Source organism: Gordonia sp. NPDC003422, from assembly GCF_053588675.1.
In genome coordinates this window covers 322,481-342,980 of record NZ_JBSFQL010000002.1, presented here as the reverse complement: position 1 = coordinate 342,980, position 20,500 = coordinate 322,481, and the positions used below count along the sequence as shown (strand labels likewise).

The following is a 20,500-nucleotide window of genomic DNA, read 5'->3' as shown; positions in this document are numbered from 1 at the left end:
CACCGATGGTCGAGTTCGATCCGCTGTCGACACAGCGCGACGTCAGCCCCGACGCCGCCGCAGAGTTGATTGCGGCCGGATTCGGCGACCCGATGCTGATCGGCCGCGGCGGATTCGGCGCCGTATACCGCGCGGAGCAGCCGGGACTCGAGCGCACCGTCGCGATCAAGATCCTCACCGATCACCTCGACGAGGCGAGTCTGGAACGCTTCTTCCGCGAGCAGCGGGCGATGGGGCGGCTGTCGGGGCATCCGAACATCGTGAACATCCTCGAGATCGGTTCGACGCCGAGCGGCATGCCGTTCATCGTGATGCCGTATCACCCGCACGATTCGCTCGACGCGCACATCCGCAAACATGGCCCGCTCGCCTGGCCGGATGTGATGCGTCTCGGAATCAAGATCGCGGGCGCCCTCGAGACGGCGCATCGGGCCGACATTCTGCACCGCGACATCAAGCCCGGCAACATCTTGCTCACCGAGTACGGCGAACCGCAGCTGACCGACTTCGGTATCGCTCGGATCGTGGGCGGGTTCGAGACCGGCGCCGACATGGTCACCGGGTCGCCCGCGTTCACCTCACCCGAATTGCTGGTCGGCGATGCGCCGAGCGTCGCGTCGGATCTGTACGGCCTCGGCGCGACCCTCTTTTGCGCGCTCACCGGACATGCCGCGTTCGAGCGGCGCAGCGGTGAACGGGTGGTGGCGCAGTTCCTGCGGATCGCCAGTGAACCGGTGCCCGATCTCCGTGGCGGCGACATTCCCGACGAGGTGTCGCGCGCCGTCGAACACGCGATGGAGCGCGAGCCGGCCGAACGTCCCGAGAGCGCGGCAGCCTACGGCGAGGAACTGCAGGACATCGTGACGCGGTGCGGTCAGGCGCCCGTCGAGATGGCGCTGCCCACCCGTAAGCCCGCGGAAACGCTCGGCGGGACGCCGGGGCGACGATCGGGGGCGACGACCGCGCCGCCCACCCCGGCGACCAAGTTCCGGCCGCCGTTGCGGCCGCGCGCGCAGGTGGCGCGAGAACGCCTGATGGACATCCTGAGCGCCGGCGAACGCCGCCGCCTCATCCTGATCCACGGCCCGGCCGGGTATGGGAAGACGACCGTCGCCGCACAGTGGGCGGAACGGCGTCACGGTGAGGGCGTGCACGTGGCGTGGCTGACCGTCGACGACGACGACAACAATTCGTCGTGGTTCACCACCCACCTGATCGAGGCGATCCGGCGGGTCGATCCCGAGGTCACCGCCGACCTCGACGACGTGCTCGAAGACCACCGGGAGCGTGCCGATCTCCACGCCCTGACCACCCTGATCGACACCATCCACGAGTGGGGCGAGGTGATCCTCGTCGTCGTCGACGACTGGCATCGGGTCACCGATCCGGCCGCTCTTGCCGCAATGGAGTTCCTGCTCGACCACGGATGCCATCATCTTCAACTGCTCATCACCAGCAGATCGAGGACGGGTCTGCCGATCAGCCGCATGCGGGTTTCCGACGAACTCGTCGAGATCGACATCGCGGAACTGTGTTTCGACGCCGACGAGGCGCGCACCTTCCTGGTCGATGTGGCCGGACTGGACCTCGAGAGCCGCGACATCACCGAGTTGTGGAATTCCACCGACGGCTGGGTCGCGGCGCTGCAGCTGGCGTGTCTGTCGTTGCGCGGCAACGATTCACCGGCCGAACTGATCGCCAACATCTCCGGTCGCCATCGGGCGATCGGTGACTTCCTTGCCGAAAACGTCTTGGGCACACTGCCGCCCGATATCCTGCGGTTCCTCCTGACGACGTCGGTGCCCGACCACATCTGCGCCGGCTTGGCGTCGGCCCTGTCCGGACAAACCCGCGGGCAGGCCCTCCTCGAGGACATCGAGTCGCGAGACCTGTTCCTGCGCAGGACAGATCCCGACGGCGACTGGTTCCGCTACCACCCGCTGTTCCTGGAGTTCCTGCGCCGTCGACTCGAGCGTGACGATCCGGATGCAGTGACCGGTCTGCATGTCCGTGCGTCGGAGTGGTTCGGCGATCACGACATGCTCGCCGAAGCCGTCGATCACGCTCTGTCGGCAGGGGATACCCGGCGCGCGGTGGAACTCGTCGAAGCCGATGGCCGGACCCTGCTGGAGCATTCGCAGATGTCGACGGTGCTCGGTCTCATCGACAAACTGCCACCGAGTGTGGTGGTCACCAGTCCGCGGCTGCAACTGACGGTTGCGTGGTCGAATGTGCTTCTGCACCACACTGATCGGGCGCGCGCGGCCATCGACCGGGTCAATGCGGGGCTTGATGCCGTTGCCGATGATCAGCCCCGAAAGGCCCGAATGCGGATCGAGGCCGACGTCGCACTCGCGTGTACCGACGCCACCGCAGATCGCGTCGACCGCATCGACGGCCTGATCGCCGAGTGCCTGTCCCGGCCGGAATCGTTGCCTCCCTTCGTGGTGTCGTCGGCCGCCGACGTGGCGACGATGACCGCGACGCTGCGCCTCGACTTCGACGAGGCGCATCGGATGCAGGCATGGGCTGCGCCGTTTCATGAGCAGAACACGGGAGCATATGCCGTGATGTACGGTCATGCGCTCGACGGCCTCGCCTTCATCGAGGAACTCGAACTCGACTTTGCGGAGCGAAGCCTGCGCAGCGCACTGCAGGTGTCGTTGCGTCCGGGCGTCGGTCGAACGCAGGCGTATCGTCTGGCCGCTGGACTGCTGGCCCAATTGCTCTATCAGAGAGGGGCTTCCGAGGAAGCGAGCGGGCTGCTGGAAGAGAGTCTCATCTTGGAGCCGGACGAGGGGATCATCGACATGATCCGAGCGCGGTACGTCACCGCCGCGCGACTTGCCGTTGCGCAAGGCGACCTCGACGCCGGGGCCCGATTCCTCGAGGACGCCGGTGCGGTCGCCGATCGTCTCGGTGCCCGACGACTCCGCGCCTACGTCGAGAGTGAACTGGTCGCGCTCGAGGTGCCAACCCGGCGTGCTCTGGCACCACGCGTCGACTTCGAGCATCGCGACTCCACTGCCACCGGCTGGTTTCAGATCGTCGCGCAAGCCGAGGAAGAGGCAGCGATCCGCCTGCTGCTCAAGGACTCTCGTGATCCCGAGCTCGCGTGCCGGTGGGCCGGAGAGTGGGTCGAGCGCCTCACCGGCACTCGGCGTCGACGCGCTCTCTTGCAGGCCAGGCGACTACTGGCTCTCTGCCTCGCCGCCGCAGAACGCTCCGACGACGCCGCTCACGAGGTGGCCCTCGTGTTGCGAACCTGCGACGACGCCGGGATGGTCCGGTTTGCCGCCGACGGTGGCGGCGGGATCGCCGAGGTGGTCGACGCCGCGCGGTCGGCCGCCGGCGGGCACCTGTAGTCGCTTCCGCTGATCCGAAGAGTACTGATGGTGAGACGACAATGTCGTCTCACCAACCCCTTCGATCGTGGAAGGTAGATCTGGGCCCCGGATCTCCGCTGCCTGATCCGAAGAGTTCGGGAAACAGCGCCGCTGACCTGCGGAAATGAGCCCGCGTCATGCCCGCAAAATCTAGGGGAAGAACTTCTTCCCCGGGGTTCGTAGTCGTCCGCGAGAATTTTCTGGGGGAGGACTCGAAGGGTAGGGGAAGAAGTTTCTTCCCCTACTTTTGTGGCGCCGGTTCGCGCCGCCGACGAGAATGCCGGTGCTGCGCACTCATGGCAACCACGTGGTCGGCCGGCCATTGATCCGTTGGAAGTTGAGCCCGGCTTCCGGGCCCAACTTCAAACGGATCGTGCGTCCATGCTCGACGACGACACTCTTCCCACCTCCACGATCGCCGACGACGTCGGCGGGTGGTCTCGGCTAGCGCCTCCAGCACCTCAGGGAGCGGTGGGGCTGATGAACTGAAACCTCAGGGATCAGTAGAGATTCCGAGCGTTCAGGTCTGCGAGGAAAGGTTCGCGAAGTGCCGGAGCGTGTCCGTTTCGACCGTCTTGAACACCTTCGACGCGGTCGGTCCGGAGAATGCGTTCACCAGCTTCGCCGAGCTGCCCAGCTCTATGCCGAACAGCCACACGAGGCGAGCGCCGACGTCGGCCGGAGCGACCTGGGTGAGTTCGCCGAATCGTCGCACCCCGGGCGCCGACATGGTCGTGGCGTAGAAGGCGTTGCGGTAATTGCCCGTTGACGCATCTTCGTCCCACACGAAGAAGTGTTCGGACAGCCCGGCTCCGGGAAGGGCTGCCTTGCGGGTGGTTCCGACACCGTAGGGAGCGGGCGACGTGAACTCGATCGACTTGATCGCCCGGCACCAGTCGAGAGTGTTCTGCCGGGTGAGCTCCGACCACGCTCGGGCGGGCGTCACCGGCAGATTGACGTCGATGCGGTAGGTGATCGGCGCGTCGTCGAAGAATGCGACGTCGGCGACGGGCTCGAGTTGATAGCTGCGCGGCATGCGTCCATTCATACACGCCAGGGCGGGGGAGGTTCCGCGTTGGCGCTAATCTTGCTGGGTGTATCCGACCACCAGGCACACAGTGATCGGCCTGCTCGGGCCGGTCGCTGTGGGTGCGGTGGATGGCGGTCCCGAGGGCTTGGCGCCGGTCCCTGGTGTTCGCGCACGCCGACTGCTGGTCGCCCTGGCGTTGGCCGGCGGTCGCATCCGTTCCGCGGAACGGTTGATAGCCGATGTCTGGGGCGACAAACCGCCCAAATCGCCGGTGTCGGCGCTGCACACGCAGATCTCTCGGTTGCGGCCACTCTTGGGCGACGGCCGGTTGGAAGGTGTCGGCAACGGGTACCGCATCGCCGATTGCCGTGCCGATCTCGACATCGTCGCCGAGCTCGCGCAGTCACCCGACCCGGCGGATCTCGATGCGGCACTGGCGTGGTGGCGGGGCGTTCCCGGCGACGATCTGGGCGACGACGGCGAGGCGGACCTCGATGCCGAGCTGCGGACACGGGCCGGCCGGGTCCGCGATGTGCTCGAGCAGCGTCGGACCACGTTGGCGTTGGCCGACGGTGATTACGCACTGGCACGCGAGCTGGCCGACAAGCGTTGCGCCGCTGACTCGTTGGATGAACCCGCGCACGTCGATCTGATGCGCGCGCTGGCCGGTGAGGGGCGGGTACCCGAAGCGCTCGCCGTCTTCGCGAGACTGCGTCGGGCACTGTCCGAGCAACTCGGTGTGGACCCCGGACCCGAGATCGCCACGCTGAACGCGGAACTGGTCGCGGCCGAGACCCCCGCCCCGAAGCCACTGCGCCGTGGCCGCAGCGTCGGGCTGAGCACCAAGGTATCGGAACTCATCGGGCGCGACGACGACATCGCCACCATCGTCGGGCTGCTCGGCCGGTATCGACTCGTCACCGTTCAAGGCCCGGGTGGAGTCGGCAAAACCCGTGTCGCCCAACGGGTCGGCCGCACCGTGGCCGATGGGGGCCGTCCCGTCTTCTACGTGCCGCTCGCCCCGATCCGCAACGACGACGACGTGGTCGCGGCGATCGCGACCACCCTGGGCGTGGGAGAGACCGAGCTCGGCGGTGGCGGCCGTCCGCGGCTGGCTGTGGGTGATCTGGCCGACCGGCTCGTCGACGCGGTACGCGGTCAGCGGGCGGTGGTGATCCTCGACAACTGTGAACAGGTCATCGACGCCTGTGCCCGCGTCGCCGCCGATCTCCTTGCCGCAGAACCGGAACTGTCGATACTGACCACCAGTCGCTCGCCGCTGATGCTGGCGGCCGAGCGGATCTATCTCCTCCCCGTGCTCGATGTCGGGGAGGGCGGATCCGCCGTCGAACTCTTCGAGCGTCGGGCTCAGGCCATTCGTCCGGACGCGCGGCTGTCCCGACGCGACGTGTCCGAGTTGTGTGGACATCTCGACGGGTTGCCGCTCGCAATCGAACTCGCCGCTGCCCGTGTGCGTACGATGAGCGTTTCGGAGATATCGGAAGGCCTCGCTGAAAGGTTCGCCCTGTTGCGAGGTACGGACCGAACCGCGCCCGACCGGCACCGCACTCTCTACGCCGTCATCGAGTGGAGCTGGGATCTCCTGGATTCCGGCGCGCAGTCGGCGATGCGTCGTCTGTGCCGGCTCCCCGGCGGATTCACCGTGGATACGGCGTCAACAATGCTGGGGCAAGACGGTTTTCGCCTGGTCGACGTGCTGGCTGCACTGGTGAACCAATCGCTGCTGACGGTGGTCGAAACCGATGGGAACATCCGCTACCGGATGCTGGAGATGGTGCGCGAATTCGGGGAGCAGAAGCTTGTCGCGGCCGAATCGGATGCCGTGGATCGCTCGATGTGGCGCTGGGCGCGCCGCTTTGCGGTCGAGGTGGAGAAACTGCACGCGCGTCGCGTCGACGAGCAACTGTTCGACCGGATCGCCGCCGACGTCGAGAACCTCGTCTGGGTGTTGCGCGGCTGTGCCGAAGCGGTTCACGCTGGGCCGCCTGATCGGGCCGCCGAGGCGGTGGACACCATGGTCACGGTCTTCCCGGTGCTCGGCGGATTCTGGATGGCGCGCGGCTTGCACGGTGAGGTGATGACCTGGGGTGGGCGGCTGATGGCCGTGTTGCCACCTCCACCAACCGATCCCGACGACGACACGCGTCGCAGGTGGCAAGCCACGGTGCTCGCCTCGATGGCGCGTCTGATGATGCGGCGTAACCTGCGCGGCGTGGCCACCGGCCGCTACTATCTGCGCCGGCTGCATCGGCCGCAGCGCAACTACGAGCAGCCGACCGAACTGATGTCGGCGTGCGTGCTGAGCCCCAATATGTTTGCGGCCGTGCGCTATATGGTCCGGGGGGCGCGATCTGAGACGGATCAGGTGCGGGTCGTCGCGTTGTCGGCGCTGATGAACGGACACGAGAACTTCGGTGATCTCGGCCGTGCACTGTCTGACGGACTCGCGCTGCGTGAACTCGCAAAGGGACAACACAACACCTGGATGTCGGCGATGACGCAGACCTCGATCGCCGGCATCTACGCGCAGCAGGCACTGTGGTCGTCGGGAATCCCTTTTTATCGCGAGGCGATCGAGGCGCTGTCGCGACTGGGGGCCCGCGACGACGAGTTGCAGGCACGATCGGCGCTGGTGGCCGCCCTGGTCGCGGATGGGCGTCTCGACGAAGCCGCCGCCGAACTTGCAGTCGTCGCCGATGGTTGGCGACCGGGCGATCCCGACCCGCAGGGCAATCCGGAGGTCGTCGGCGGAATGATGATCGGTGCGGCAGAACTCGAATTGGCGCGCGGCAACGTCGAATCCGCACGAGTCGCCTACGCGCAGGCTGTCCGGCTGATCGACCGTGACCACCCGTTCGGCGCGGAGGATCCCGGCATGGTGATGCTCATCGGGGCCGCGATGATCGGACTGATGCGTGCCGGTGACGGCCAACGTGCAGGCGAGTATGTGAGTGTGCTCGCCGACGGTCTGCACTCGATGTACGGCCCGCTGGGCTGGTTCGACCGGCCGCAGGCCGGTGCGTCGGCCATGGCCATCGGGTACGTGCTTGCTCGCACGGAGCCCACGTCGGCCGACGGTCCGCGACTGCTCGCGCTCTCGGCGGTTCTCGGTGCGCGACAAGACTATGCGTCGCTGCACCACGTGCACACACATCTGGCCGAGGTCTCCGGACTGTCGTCGGATCAGTGGGCCGACCTGTCGGACGAGATACGAACGATGTCGCGACGCCAGGCGCTGGACGAGGTCCGAGCGATCCTGGCGTCGCGACGGAGTGCGCAAGCCCGATCAGATCAGGTGTTGCGCATGTAGGCACGCACGGCCAGCGGCGCGAACACCGCGGTGATCACGGCAGGACCGACGAGCGCCCACACAACGTGCATACCGGCATGACCGGTGGCGGTGAGTTCGCGGACAGCGGTCACGATGTGGCTGATCGGGTTGATGTTCACAAACGTCTGCAACCAGCCGGGCATGGTGTCCACCGGCACGAAGGCGTTGGACATGAAGGTGAGCGGGAACAGGATCAGCATCGAGATTCCCTGTACGGCAGAGGCTTTGCTCATCACGCAGCCCATGAGGGCGAAGATCCAGGAGATCGCGAAGCTGCACACGATCGCCAGCACAGCTGCAGCGATGGTGCCCCAGAAGTCGGGCCGCCAGCCCATGATGATGCCCATGACGATGGTCAGTGTGGTGGCGATCAGGTAGCGGATCATGTCCGCCAGCAGCGCCCCGGCCAGTGGGCTGATCCGGGCAATCGGTAGCGAGCGGAAGCGGTCGAACACGCCCTTGTCCATGTCTTCGCGCAACTGGGTGCCGGTCACGATCGAGGTGGTGATCACGGTCTGCACGAGGATGCCGGGAATGATGACGGGCAGATAGTCGTGGACGTTACCGCTGATGGCGCCACCGAAGATGTAGGTGAACATCAGGGTGAAGATGATCGGCTGCAGCGTGACGTCGAACAGTTGCTCGGGATTGTGGCGGATCTTCAGGACTCCGCGATAGGCCATCGAAAGTGATTGGCGCACAGCCTCGGTGAGGCTGACCGAGGTCTTGGTCTCGGTGCGTGCGGGTCGCGTGGTGATCGCGCGGGGCGCGGGCGAGCGGGTGATCGTGGTCATCGGGCCACCTCATCGGAATCGTCGGTGTCGGCCGGCTGGCCGGTGATGGTGAGGAACACCTCGTCGAGACTCGGCTTCTGCACCGTGATCTCGTCGATGGCGATGTTGTTCTCGCGCAGGGCGATCAGGACGTCAGGCACCAGGTCGGAACGATGCAGCCCGACGGTGATGCGGGCTGCCTCCGGGGACAGTGTGGGTTGTTCACCGAGAACCTGCTCGGTGATCTCACAGACCCGTGCCGCGTCGGACTTGTCGACGGGGGTGAGTTGCAGCGTGCTCGCGCCGATCGATTGCTTGAGTTCGTCGGCAGTGCCGTCGGCGATCACGACGCCGTGGTCGATGACCGCGATGCGATCGGCGAGCTGGTCTGCCTCGTCGAGGTACTGGGTGGTGAGCAACACGGTGGACCCGCGAGCGACGAGGTCGCGGATGGTGTCCCACATCTGGGCGCGTGTTCGGGGATCGAGGCCGGTGGTGGGCTCGTCGAGGAACAGCAGTGGGGGAGTGTCGATGAGGCTGGCGGCCAGATCGAGGCGTCGTCGCATGCCGCCGGAGAAGTTCTTCAATGGCCGGTCGGCTGCCTCGGTGAGCGCGAACTGTTCGAGCAGTTCCTCGGATCGCGCACGAGCCGCGGGGCGGGAGAAGCCGAGCAGCCGGGCGAAGAGGACGAGGTTCTGCGTCGCGGTGAGGTCTTCGTCGACCGACGCATACTGCCCGGTGACGCCGACGAGCGAACGCACCGCGACGGGTTCGCGGACGATGTCGTGGCCGAAGACCGTGGCCGTGCCGGCATCCGGTCGTAGGAGGGTGGCGAGCATGCTCACCGTGGTGGTCTTCCCGGCTCCGTTGGGGCCGAGCACGCCGTACACCGATCCGGTGGGTACGGCCAGATCCACGCCGTTGACGGCGCGGGTCGATCCGAAACGCTTGACCAGGCCGTGTGCGTCGATCGCCAGGTCACCGGAGGTGCCGGCCGACGTCTGCACAGGCAGGTCGGTACTCGTGGTTGTTGTCATGCCACCACGATGACCGATGCCGCTGTCGTGGCGCTTGCGTCGCCTTGCGTCGGCTGTCAGCAGCTGTATTGCCTGATCAGGCGGCTACGGTTCCCGACGGTGCGCTGTGTGGGAGGTCGGCGGCGTAACGGACGACAGCGGCAACCGTGCCGAGTCGTTGTTCGGTGATCGCGATGGCTTCGGCGAGCTGGTTGGGGTCGTCGACGTCGGCGACCAGCGCGACGGTGTATCCGTTGTTGCCGAGCATGAACGGAACCACTTGCGAGTAGTGGGCGCTGACGACGGCCAGCGGGGCTTGCGCGGCGAACAGCGTGCGCGCGTGGTCGGCGACGGAGGCATCGTCGTCGAGGACCACCAGTGTCACATCGGGGCGGGGGTTGCGGATTCTTCTCATGTTCCGACGATGAACCCGCAGGTTACGGACGGTCTTGGGCGAGGCTGTGCATTCGCTGTGGGTGGCGCGAGCGTGCCTGTGGAATTTGCGGCGGCGTCAGGCCGACGCCGACCTACGGTTGCGCGCATGGGAAACCGACATAGCGCACGATCGCATTCGACTCGACGGTCACGTCTGTGGCTGGCCGGCGCCCTGCCGCGGATACATGACGAGCTGGGCGAGGCGTACTTTGCGTTAGCCTACGAGTACTTGCAGTACCTGCACATTCTCGAGCAACGCCTCTTCGATCTGGAATTCGAGATCGAGGACCTCGAGGATTCCGGCTCGGGCCCGGGTGACAGCGAGTTCGACAGGGCGGTGCAGAAACACGCCGACGACGAGGATCTCCAGCGGCTGCTCAGCGGCACCTTTGTGCATGCCCTCCGTGCGGTGGACGTGTTGAAGGACTTGGCGCCGGTCTGGGTGCCCGCCGCAGTGAATGACGTACTCGCCTCCCTCGAGGTCGACGCCGACGATGCACGGGGCCTGGCACAGGTCGGTGCGACAGGAATGGTCGTCTTCGACAAGTCCCCGATGAGGATGCGCGAGGTGTTGCCGTCGGGTCCGCAGATGCCGGAGGTCGACGTCGACGGCGTGCTGTGGTGGACCAAGCGGGCCGCCACCGACGTCGTGCCTGCCAGGTTGGTGCTGGCGCCGCTCACTCGTAGTCGCGATCTGCAATGGTTGCGCGGCGACGGTTGGAAGCCCTCGACCTTGACGGAAGTGACCTGCTTCGACGTCACCGCATCCGCCGAGGCAGGCGTCGACGCCAACCTGCTGCCCTGTGTCGCATTGCTGGCCAAGATCGGACTCGCGCAGCAGCACAACGCGATTCGTGTCGTTGACGGGTCGATGCGCATTTCCCACGCCGCGTAGTCGGACTCGGAATACACTCGCTGACATCGTCGACGTCGGGAGGCACGATGCGTTCAGCGAGGGTCCGTCACGTGATCGTGGTGATATCCGCGATGGTATTGCCGCTGGTGGGTGGAGCGGTCGCGGTGACTCCGACGTCGGCACAGGCCGCGGTCCGCACGCCGGCCGCCGGCTACGGCTTCTCGCAAGGTGCGGCAACGCTGTTTCTCGGTGCTGCCGATCTCGAGCGTGAATTGGCAGCGGTGTCGAAGACCGACGCGCAGTGGCTGCGGGTGATGGTCGACTGGCGGACCGTCGAACGGGTCCGCGGCCGCTACGACTGGACCATGCCGGATCGGGTCATCGGTGCCGCGCGGCGACACCATCTGAAGGTGCTGTCCATCGTGCTGACCGTGCCGACGTGGGCACGCCAGGGCGGCGCGCTCGGGTCCATCTACGCTCCACCGTCGAATCCGGCGAGACTCGGCGACTTCATGAAGGCGTTCATCAAGCGCTATCCCGACGTCACACGGCACGAGATCTGGAACGAACCGAACCTCCCGATCTTCTGGGGGCTCCAACCCGCGAACCCCGCGCAATACACGGCACTGCTCAAGGCCGCTTACCGGGCGATCAAGTCGGTTCAGCCGTCGTCGACGGTGGTGGCCGCAGGATTGAGTCCGGCCGCTGGTGCCGTCGACTTCGTTCGCCGGATGTATGCGGCAGGTGCCAGAGGCTATTTCGACGCTGCCGCGATGCATCCCTATGTGTTCCCGAAGGGCATCGGGGCCGCACCGAACGGGTGGACTGAGACGCGCCAGATTCGTGCGGTGATGGTCGCGAACGGCGACGGCGCCAAGAAGATCTGGCTGACCGAGATGGGCGCCCCCACCAAGCCGGTTGCTCTCGGGTCGCGGACGCCGCCACCCGGATTCGGATCGAATGAGATGGTCTCCCAACGCGAGCAGGCCACCCAGATCGTCGACGTGCTCCGGGCGGCCGCGGTGTCGGGCTATTGCGGTCCGGCGTTCATCTACTCGGTCCGGGACTCGGGAACCTCGACCAACAACCGTGAAGACAACTTCGGTGCACTGCTGACCAACAACTGGCGGCCCAAGTACACGGCGTCCGTGCTGGCGCGGTGAGCGAGTGAGGTATACCGGAATCCCCTCGGCGCTCGAGTATCTGGGGCTCTGAACGACGAGGGGATCCGATGCGTCCGGGCTACTTGTCCTTCTTCTTCGGCTGGTTGAGTAGCTGGATGAACGGTCCTGCGTTGGCAATTGCTGCGCCGATGCCGCCGATCGCGGTTCCGGCCAGTGATGCGCCGGCTCCGAGTAGCAGCGCGCCGCCGATGCAACCGGCCAGCGGTCCGGCGCCGAACAGTAGTACAGCGGGAGCCGACACCACCCCGGCCGCGACGGCGCCCAGTATGCAGCCGACGGTCAAACCCGAAGCCGCACCGATGTATCCACCGATGGCGGCGCTCAAGGTGATGTTGTCGCGAACCCCGGACACGGCTGCCTGTAGATCGGCCTTGTGCTTCACGGGCTGGAAGCGAGAAAGTGCTGGGCTCGTGTCGAGCCGAAGGGTTGCGTTCTTGGCGGTGACCTGTGCGACGACCGGATGTGCATAGTCGTCGACCGCCACGATCAGTGGAACGGTCTCGACGACGCGTCCGGACCGGTTGTGCAGGCGCAGTTGGCCATTCGACTGCGACAGCGTCCCGTTGTCGGTGGCGACCACGACATTCTGGCCGTGACGAGTGACATTCCAGTGCGTGGCATCCTCCGTTCTTGGTGCTGCGTGCGTGGTCCCGCTGGCGACGCCCATGGCTGCGATCACCAAGGTGGCAATGGCCACGAATCTGTTGAGCTTCATCGGATGTGTTTTCCCCCTGAGCTTTCCGGCCGAGTGGCGCGATTGTGGTGGCGCTCAAGTTAGGGCGGGAATCCCAGCGGCGGCAAGGGGGAAAATGGCACGGGCGTTCGGAGTGCGGAAACTTCCGATCACCGAGGTTCAGATGTCACCGCGCAGGCACCCGGTGATCTCGTCGACCTTGGCTCCCGTGGTGGGCGCGAACTGTGTGTCGTCGAATCGTGGCTCACCGTCGACCGTGAGATCGTATTGCGCCAGCTGATCGCGCACAGGGGATTTCATCTCGGCGAAGACAAGGGTGATGTTGTTGCTGCGAAGATAATCATCGAGTTCGACGAGCTCGTCGACCGCGGTGGCGTCGATCTCGGTGATCGGTTCGGCCGCGAGGATCACGGTGTGTACCTCACGCCCTTCCTGTTGGCTCTGCACCACCTCGGAGCGCACGTAATCGTCGAACATGCCGCCGTTGGCGAAGAACAGCGGTGCGTCGAACCGGAGGATCAGCACGCCGGGAATGCGTTGCGCCGTCGGGTTGCGGGTGACGTCGTGGTAGCCACGCAGACCGGGCACCCGGCCGAGTTCGGTGCGATAGGGGCGCCACGCGAGGTTGACGAAGGCGATGAAGGACAGGCCGATCGCGACCAGGATACCGTCGAGCACACCGAGGGCGGCGACACCGACGAAGGCTGCCACGGACAGGATTCCCTCGACCCGGTTGACCCGGAACAGGTAAACAACCCCGCGAATGTCGATGAGCGAGAACACCGCCGAGATCACCACGGCGGCAAGAGCAGATGATGGCAGGTATGCGGTCACGCCTGGTGCCGCGAGGATGAACGCCACGATCAGCAGTGCGCCGAACAGTGGTGCGACCTGACTCTTGGCGCCCGCCTGCTCGGCGACCGGCGTCCTCGACGACGACGCGGAGATCGCGAAGCCGCTCAGGAATCCGCTGGCCACGTTGGCCACACCGATCGCGGCCATCTCCTGACTACCGTTCACGTTCTGTCCGGCCCGGGCCGCGAAAGTCCTTGACAGGACACTGGTGTCGGCGAACGCGATCAGGGCGATTCCGACCGCGGGCACGATGAGGTCGACGACGTCGTTCAGCGTGATTCCGCCGAGAGCCGGTGTCGGCAGTCCGCGCGGCATGGCGCCGGCCACTGACAGGTCGTCTTCCCAGCCGAAGGCCCACACCGCGATGATCGCCCCGACCACCGCGATGAGCACACCCGGAATTGTCTTGCGCCACTGTTTGAGTCCCAAGATGACCGCGAGACAGATGACGCCGATCGCGGTGGCCAGCCAGTCGATCTCGCCGTTCGCGATGCCCTTCACGATGTTCACGGCCTCGTCGACGATCGAGTCGCCGTCGACGCTGAACCCGAGCAGTTTGGGCAGCTGGCTGAGCAGCACGACGAGGGCGATGCCGTTGAGGTAACCGATCCGGATAGGTTTGGACAGCAGGTCGGTGACGAAGCCGAGCTTCAGCAGGCCGCCGATGATGAGGATGACTCCCACCTCGATGGCCAGCACGCCGGCCAGTGCGATGCGCTCGGAGTCGAGAGCGGCAAGGGGGATGATCGCGGCCGCGATGATCGGGGCGAGCGACGAGTCGGGTCCGAGCACGAGGATGCGCGACGGGCCGACGATCGCGTAGGCGATCAGCGGGATGATCGTCGCGTAGAGGCCGGTGACCGGCGGCAGCCCCGCAACCTCCGCGTAGCCCATGCCGGCCGGGATCAGCAGCGCGGTGAGGACCGCTCCGGCGACAAGGTCGCCGCGCAGGTAGCCGCGTTCATAGGTGCGCAGGGTCTGCACGCCGGGGAGCAGCGATATCTTGTCGCCGATGCGAGCTGTGTCGGGCATGGAGGGATTATGCCAACAAGGCAGCGGCCGTCGTGGGAGGACCTGTTCCGACACCGCACACAGAGAACTCCCACATACACATGTGATCTCGTGTGTATGTGGGAGTTCTGTGTGTCTTGCCGTGACCCGTGTCGACGGGTCAGCGATCAGCCGTGGTAGGGCTCCGCGCTGACGAGGGTCACCTTGATCGTCGCGCCGGACGGCACGGTGTACTCGCGCGTCTCGCCGACCTTGGCGTCGATGAGCGCCGAACCCAGCGGCGAGCTGGGCGAGTAGGTTTCCAGGTTGCCGCCCTGTGCACCTTCTTCGCGGGTGGCGATGAGGAAGGTCTCGGTGTCCTTCTCGTCACCGTCGTAGTAGACGGTCACGACGGAGCCGGGGAGCGCGACACCCGACTGGGTCGGGGCCTCGCCCACCTTGGCGTTGTTCAGTAGTTCTTGCAGCTGGCGGATGCGGGCCTCTTGCTGGCCCTGCTCTTCGCGAGCGGCGTGGTAGCCGCCGTTCTCCTTGAGGTCGCCTTCTTCGCGACGCTCGTTGATCTCTGCGGCAATGACCGGACGGTTGGCGATCAAAGAGTCGAGCTCGCTCTTGAGGCGGTCGTGCGACTCTTGGGTCAGCCAGGTCACCTGGGTGTCGGTCATCGGTCACTCCTTATGTGTTGTCCGCGCCCGGGCTCGATTCTCGACCCGGGCATGTGGACTGCTCGGCGCGCGTGGAGCACGCTCTAAATGCAGCAACACGACCCCTCGCGGAGCCGTGTATCAGTACAGGGTACCAGCCGATGAGAGCTAAGGCACATCGTCACCGTCGGCCGACGCCGATCGGAGCGCTTCTTGATAGGTCGGCTCGGCCCGTTTCAGCCACCCGACAACGAGGTAGGTCACCGGCATCACGATCAGCTCGACCAGGGTCTTCCAGAGGAATCCGATGACCGTGTAGTTGATGAAATCGCCCCAGGTGGAAATGCCCAGGGCCGACGCCGCGATCGAACAGAACACCAGCGTGTCGGCGAACTCGCCGACCACCGTCGAGCCGATCAGACGAGCCCAGAGTCGGCGTTCACCTGCGCGTTCCTTCATCTTGACCAGGACAAACGAGTTCAGGAACTCGCCGACTACGTACCCGGCGAGGCCCGCGAGCAAGAACTGGGGGACCACCCCGGCCACTCGCTCGAAGGCTTCCTGGCCGTCGTAGAAGCCTGCGGCGGGCAGGTGAATGGTCAGCCAGAAACACAGGGAGGCGAGGATCAGCACGGCGAAACCGGCGAAGATCGTGCGACGCATCGCCCGGAATCCGTAGACCTCGCTGATCACGTCGCCGAGGACGTAGGCGAGCGGGAAAAGGAAGAACGCGCCGTCGGTGACCAGGCCATTCAGGTGAATGGGACCGAGATCGAAATGCAACCAGTCCTCGAACAGCAGTACACCTTTGGTGCCGGTGATGTTGCTGATCAGCATGACGCCGACGAACAGCGCGACGAGCAGCGGGTAGTACGGGCTCGAGATCGACGCGAACGCCGCGCGCCCACGTGACTGCGGCCGATCGTCGGTCGTCATGCGTCCGTCTCGGACAGGTATGCCGGGATGTCGGTGGTGCAGCCGAAGACCTCGCCGATGACGGGTGGCGCAGAAGTCTTCACCTCAACACGTACGCCCTGCTGCTTGTCGGTGCCGGGGCCGATGAGAACCTCGCGTCGGCCGGTCTCGCTGCCGTCCTTGGATCGCCCGCGCACCACGCAGGCGGCCGGACGACTGGGATCGGACCTGGTCAGCGTGAACTGGACCGCAACAGTGGAGGAGTCGAGGAGCTCGTAGCCGGTGCCCTCGCCCTTGACCTCTTCGTCGGCGAACTTTGTGTAGCCGAGGGCAGCGAGACCGACTCCGGCCACGACGACGAGAACAGATAGTCCGATGAACCAACGCCGGCGGCTCCGGGGGTCGCCGGAGGGCTCCGGGTAGGTGGCGCGAGGTCCGCTCCGCGGAGTCTGCGCGGTGCCCCCGTCCGAACTGTTCACGCGTCAATACCTACCATGGGTGGAGTAGCGACCCGAAGGTGAGGAACCGTGACCGAATCCCAGCCAGGCGGCCCCGGCGCCGGGGCGTTCCGTCTGATGGCGGTCCATGCGCACCCGGACGACGAGTCCAGCAAGGGTGCGGCGACGACGGCGCGGTATGCGGCCGAAGGCAACGAGGTGTTGGTTGTCACACTCACCGGCGGCGAACGCGGCGACATCCTCAATCCGGCGATGGATCGTCCGGGCATCAAGGAACGGATGACCGAGGTCCGCCGCGAGGAGATGGCGAAGGCCGCTGCGGCGCTCGGCGTCGAACAGACATGGCTCGGTTTCGTCGACTCGGGCCTGCCCGAGGGCGATCCGCCCCCGCCCGTGCCGGAAGGGTCGTTCGCGGCCATTCCACTCGAGGTCGGCACCGAGGCGCTCGTCCGTGTGGTCCGCGAATTCCGCCCGCACGTCATGATCACCTACGACGAGCACGGCGGCTATCCGCACCCCGACCACATCCGATGTCACGAGGTGTCGGTCGCGGCGTACGAGCAATCCGGGGACCCCGACGCGTTCCCGGGTAGCGGTGCGCCATGGACGGTCTCGAAGCTGTACTACACACACGGATTCATCCGCGACCGGATGGTGTTGTTCTCCGACGAGTTCGAGCGGCACGGCCAGGAGAGCCCGTTCACGGAGTGGCTCAGCAAATGGGATCGGCGTCGCGGTGACCTCATGGGCCGGGTCACCACCCAAGTGGAATGCGGCAAGTACTTCCCGCAGCGCGACGACGCCCTGCGTGCGCACGCGACACAGATCGACCCCAACGGTGTGTTCTTCGCCGTGCCACTGGAGTGGCAGCAACGGCTGTGGCCGACCGAGGAGTTCGAACTCGCGCAGACCAGAGTGAAGACCTCGATCCCCGAGACAGACCTCTTCACCGGAATCGAGACGGCATGAGTGTGATGACGACGGTGACTGTGCTTGCAGCGCAGCAAGAGCCGCAAGGTCCCGAGTTCGGCAAGGCGTCCCCGCTCGGACTCCTGATCATCCTCGTGCTGCTCATCGCCACCGCTTTCCTGATCTGGTCGATGAACAAGCAACTCAAGAAGCTGCCGAAGACCTTCGACACCGAACATCCCGAGGCCGACCAGGCCTTCGACGAGGGGACGGACACGCGTTCGGCAGTCGTGACGGACGTCGAAACCCATTCCGACACCGCTGCGGCTGCCGATGAACGGAAATCCGCCGACACCTGACGGCGCGCGCAACCGGCTGAGCGCGTCGTCGAGTCCGTACCTCCGTCAGCACGCGAACAACCCTGTCCACTGGTTCGAGTGGGACGACGCCGCGCTCGACGAAGCCCGTCGGCGCGACGTCCCGATCCTGTTGTCGGTCGGATACGCGGCATGCCACTGGTGTCACGTGATGGCGCATGAGTCCTTCGAGGACGACGCCACCGCAACCCAGATGAACGCCGACTTCGTGTGTGTCAAGGTCGACCGCGAGGAACGCCCCGACATCGACGCCATCTACATGAGCGCTACCGTCGCGATGACCGGTCAGGGCGGCTGGCCGATGACGTGCTTCCTGACGCCGGCCGGCGAACCCTTCTACGCCGGGACGTATTTCCCTTCGGTGCCGCGGTCGGGTATGCCGTCGTTCCGTCAGGTGATGGCCGCGGTCACCGAGGCCTGGACGGATCGGCGCGCCGAGATCGACGCGATGGCCGACAAGGTGCGCGAGCACGTCGAGGCCAACGCAGGAGCGCTGCCGCCGGGAACACTGCCGATAGATGAGCGGCTGCTGGCGCATGCCGTGACCGCGGTGCTCGACGACGAGGACCGTGCGGCAGGCGGTTTCGGCGGTGCGCCGAAGTTTCCGCCGTCGGCGTTGCTCGAGGGGCTGATCCGGCACAGCGAGCACACCGGAGATTCGGTGGCCATCGACGCGGCGGTCCGGACCTGTGCCGCGATGGCTCGCGGAGGTATCTACGACCAGATCGCCGGTGGATTCGCCCGATACGCTGTCGACAAGGACTGGGTGATACCGCATTTCGAGAAGATGCTGTACGACAACGCGCAGTTGCTGCGTGCCTATGCACATCTCGCGCGTCGCACAAGTGACCCGTTCATGCGGCGAGTGACCGCTGAGATCGTCGACTTCTTGGACCAGGACCTGCGTGTCGGTGGCGGCTTCGCGTCGTCGCTGGACGCCGATACCGCTGGGGTGGAGGGTTCGACGTATGTGTGGACGCCCAGCCAGCTCGTCGAAGTCCTCGGCGAGGACGATGGACGCTGGGCCGCAGAGCTTTTCGTGGTCACCGAAGCCGGCACCTTCGAACACGGGACCTCGACGCTGCAGCTGCCGTCCGAACCCGACGACCTCGACAGGTTCGATTCTGTCCGTCAACGGCTTCGGGTGGCCCGCGCGGCTCGCACGCAGCCGGCGCGCGACGACAAGGTGGTCACCGCCTGGAACGCGATGGCGATCACGGCTCTCGCCGAGGCCGGTGCCGGGCTCGGCGAACGGCAGTGGATCGACCATGCCGTCTGGTGTGCGGAACAGATTGTCGCGACCCATGTGGTCGACGGCGCCGTCCGTCGGTCGTCGCTCGGAGGGGTGGTCGGGGTGCCGTCGGGTGGTCTCGACGACCATGCCGCATTGGCCACCGCGCTGCTGACCCTGTTCACGGTGACGGGCGATCAGCGTTGGCGCACAACCGGTCTGACCATTCTGGACCGAGCGGTCGACGTCTTTGCCGATCCGGCGGAGCCCGGTTCCTGGTTCGACGCGGCGGGGGAGGGGCTGATCACTCGGCCGCGCGATCCGGTCGACGGCGCCACGCCGTCGGGTGCGTCGCTGATGGCGGAGGCGTTGCAGATCGCAGTGCCGCTGGCCGACGCCGGCGATGCCGGTCGTTACGCCGAGTTGCTCGAGCACACGCTGTCGCGGGGCGCCATCTTGCTCGCGAAACTGCCCCGGTCGGCCGGACATTGGCTCGCCGTGGCACAGGCGCGGGTCGCCGGTCCGATCCAGATCGCGGTCGCGCAGGTGCACGACTCGGACGGGCGGATGACGCGACGAGCCCGTGAGATTGCTCCCGGTGGTGCGGTGATCGTTGCCGGACAGCGTGATTCGCAGACGCTACTGCAGGATCGCGGACCGGTCGACGGCCGCGACGCGGCTTACGTGTGCCGTGGGCAGGTGTGCGGACTGCCGCTGACCGAACCGGAAGCGTTGACGGAGAACGTGATCAGAGGGCGGTAGTCGAGAGGCTCGCGCCCTCGGGTCCGACGAGGTGTGTCATGCGTCGGTCCCCGGCGACGTCGGCCAGCATCGCCGTGCCGGCCGGCCGAAGATCGATGTTGGCGCCCTGGGCGATCGGCCAACCCAGGAAGCGGCAGATGAACGATCGCGAGAGGTGTCCGTGCGACACGATCACCACATCGGAGGTCTCGAGCCGCGCGTCGACCACCCGCACGGCCTCGTCGACACGCTGCGTCATCTGTTGCACCGATTCACCTTGTGGCGCACCACTTGTCCAGATCGCCCAGCCGGGATCGTGGTCGGCGTGGATCTGGACGCGCGTCAGCCCCTCGTAGTCTCCGTAGTCCCACTCGGCCACCAGATCGGACACCTCGTCGGCCACCAGACCCGCGAGTTCCGCGGTGCGCTGCGCACGTCGTCGTGGCGAGACGATGACGTAGGGATCGAACATCCCGAGCCGGTCGGTGACACCCTGCAGCGCCGCGGCATCATGTTCGCCCTTCGCCGTGAGCGCGATGTCGGTCCGTCCGGTGTGGCGGTCGCTCAGTGACCATTCGGTCTGGCCGTGCCGGATCAGCAGGACGCGACGGTGGGTACGTGTGGACGCGGTCATTT

The 20,500-nt window shown here is 66.2% G+C and carries 17 protein-coding genes; 7 read left to right on the top strand and 10 right to left on the bottom strand.

The annotated features are described in order from the left end of the window. The first annotated feature begins 5 nt into the window (after positions 1–5). Complete coding sequence (locus ACWDTF_RS03270; protein WP_449753947.1) at positions 6–3,365, top strand: protein kinase domain-containing protein; 3,360 nt, start codon at positions 6–8, stop codon at positions 3,363–3,365. A gap of 541 nt (positions 3,366–3,906) precedes the next feature. Here ACWDTF_RS03270 and ACWDTF_RS03265 read toward each other — a convergent pair. Beyond that, a complete protein-coding gene (locus ACWDTF_RS03265) occupies positions 3,907–4,422 on the bottom strand; it encodes an SRPBCC family protein (protein WP_355273868.1) in 516 nt (171 codons plus the stop codon). Positions 4,423–4,480: 58 nt separating this feature from the next. Between ACWDTF_RS03265 and ACWDTF_RS03260 the strand changes: the two genes are divergently transcribed. Next, entirely contained in the window at positions 4,481–7,747 is a 3,267-nt protein-coding gene (locus ACWDTF_RS03260; RefSeq protein ID WP_449753946.1) for a BTAD domain-containing putative transcriptional regulator, read from the top strand. On the opposite strand, the gene ACWDTF_RS03255 is transcribed toward ACWDTF_RS03260, so the two are convergent. The 3 genes from ACWDTF_RS03255 to ACWDTF_RS03245 form a co-directional block, all read right to left on the bottom strand. Next, entirely contained in the window at positions 7,729–8,562 is an 834-nt protein-coding gene (locus ACWDTF_RS03255; RefSeq protein ID WP_449753945.1) for an ABC transporter permease, read from the bottom strand. The genes ACWDTF_RS03260 and ACWDTF_RS03255 overlap by 19 nt on opposite strands. Further along, positions 8,559–9,578: an ATP-binding cassette domain-containing protein gene (locus ACWDTF_RS03250; RefSeq protein WP_449753944.1), complete on the bottom strand. Its 1,020-nt coding sequence runs from the start codon at positions 9,576–9,578 to the stop codon at positions 8,559–8,561. The genes ACWDTF_RS03255 and ACWDTF_RS03250 overlap by 4 nt, the downstream gene beginning before the upstream one ends. Positions 9,579–9,654: 76 nt before the next feature. Further along, positions 9,655–9,972, bottom strand: a complete 318-nt coding sequence (locus ACWDTF_RS03245) for a hypothetical protein (RefSeq protein WP_240856586.1) — start codon at positions 9,970–9,972, stop codon at positions 9,655–9,657. Positions 9,973–10,098: 126 nt separating this feature from the next. Between ACWDTF_RS03245 and ACWDTF_RS03240 the strand changes: the two genes are divergently transcribed. Together ACWDTF_RS03240 and ACWDTF_RS03235 are read left to right on the top strand one after the other, a co-directional pair. Beyond that, on the top strand, positions 10,099–10,887 hold the full coding sequence (locus ACWDTF_RS03240; RefSeq protein WP_240856587.1) for a hypothetical protein: 789 nt from the start codon (positions 10,099–10,101) through the stop codon (positions 10,885–10,887). 47 nt (positions 10,888–10,934) lie between these two features. Then, positions 10,935–12,011, top strand: a complete 1,077-nt coding sequence (locus ACWDTF_RS03235; protein WP_240856588.1) for a hypothetical protein — start codon at positions 10,935–10,937, stop codon at positions 12,009–12,011. Positions 12,012–12,090: 79 nt separating this feature from the next. Here the strand turns inward: ACWDTF_RS03235 and ACWDTF_RS03230 are convergent, their stop codons facing one another. The 5 genes from ACWDTF_RS03230 to ACWDTF_RS03210 form a co-directional block, all read right to left on the bottom strand. After that, a complete protein-coding gene (locus ACWDTF_RS03230) occupies positions 12,091–12,747 on the bottom strand; it encodes a hypothetical protein (RefSeq protein WP_240856589.1) in 657 nt (218 codons plus the stop codon). A 138-nt stretch (positions 12,748–12,885) separates the two neighbouring features. Beyond that, on the bottom strand, positions 12,886–14,613 hold the full coding sequence (locus ACWDTF_RS03225; protein WP_449753943.1) for a SulP family inorganic anion transporter: 1,728 nt from the start codon (positions 14,611–14,613) through the stop codon (positions 12,886–12,888). A gap of 146 nt (positions 14,614–14,759) precedes the next feature. Further along, a complete protein-coding gene (greA, locus tag ACWDTF_RS03220; protein WP_240856591.1) occupies positions 14,760–15,254 on the bottom strand; it encodes a transcription elongation factor GreA in 495 nt (164 codons plus the stop codon). Between the two features lie 147 nt (positions 15,255–15,401). Continuing rightward, positions 15,402–16,169 carry a queuosine precursor transporter gene (locus tag ACWDTF_RS03215; protein ID WP_240856592.1) on the bottom strand — a complete coding sequence of 256 codons (768 nt, stop codon included), beginning with the start codon at positions 16,167–16,169 and terminating at the stop codon, positions 15,402–15,404. Continuing rightward, complete coding sequence (locus ACWDTF_RS03210; protein ID WP_240856593.1) at positions 16,166–16,627, bottom strand: DUF4307 domain-containing protein; 462 nt, start codon at positions 16,625–16,627, stop codon at positions 16,166–16,168. The genes ACWDTF_RS03215 and ACWDTF_RS03210 overlap by 4 nt, the downstream gene beginning before the upstream one ends. A 48-nt stretch (positions 16,628–16,675) precedes the next feature. On the opposite strand from ACWDTF_RS03210, the gene mca reads away from it, so the two are divergent. From mca to ACWDTF_RS03195, 3 genes are read left to right on the top strand one after another with little or no spacing between them, the layout of a single operon-like run. Next, entirely contained in the window at positions 16,676–17,575 is a 900-nt protein-coding gene (gene mca, locus ACWDTF_RS03205) for a mycothiol conjugate amidase Mca (protein WP_449753942.1), read from the top strand. Further along, positions 17,572–17,874 carry a hypothetical protein gene (locus ACWDTF_RS03200; protein ID WP_449753941.1) on the top strand — a complete coding sequence of 101 codons (303 nt, stop codon included), beginning with the start codon at positions 17,572–17,574 and terminating at the stop codon, positions 17,872–17,874. The genes mca and ACWDTF_RS03200 overlap by 4 nt, the downstream gene beginning before the upstream one ends. Then, positions 17,849–19,885 (top strand): thioredoxin domain-containing protein, encoded by a 2,037-nt coding sequence (locus ACWDTF_RS03195; protein ID WP_449753940.1) that lies wholly within the window; start codon positions 17,849–17,851, stop codon positions 19,883–19,885. Before ACWDTF_RS03200 ends, ACWDTF_RS03195 begins: the two co-directional genes overlap by 26 nt. Here the strand turns inward: ACWDTF_RS03195 and ACWDTF_RS03190 are convergent. Continuing rightward, complete coding sequence (locus ACWDTF_RS03190; protein WP_240856596.1) at positions 19,872–20,498, bottom strand: histidine phosphatase family protein; 627 nt, start codon at positions 20,496–20,498, stop codon at positions 19,872–19,874. The two genes, ACWDTF_RS03195 and ACWDTF_RS03190, sit on opposite strands and share 14 nt — an antisense overlap. Between the last annotated feature and the right edge of the window lie 2 nt (positions 20,499–20,500).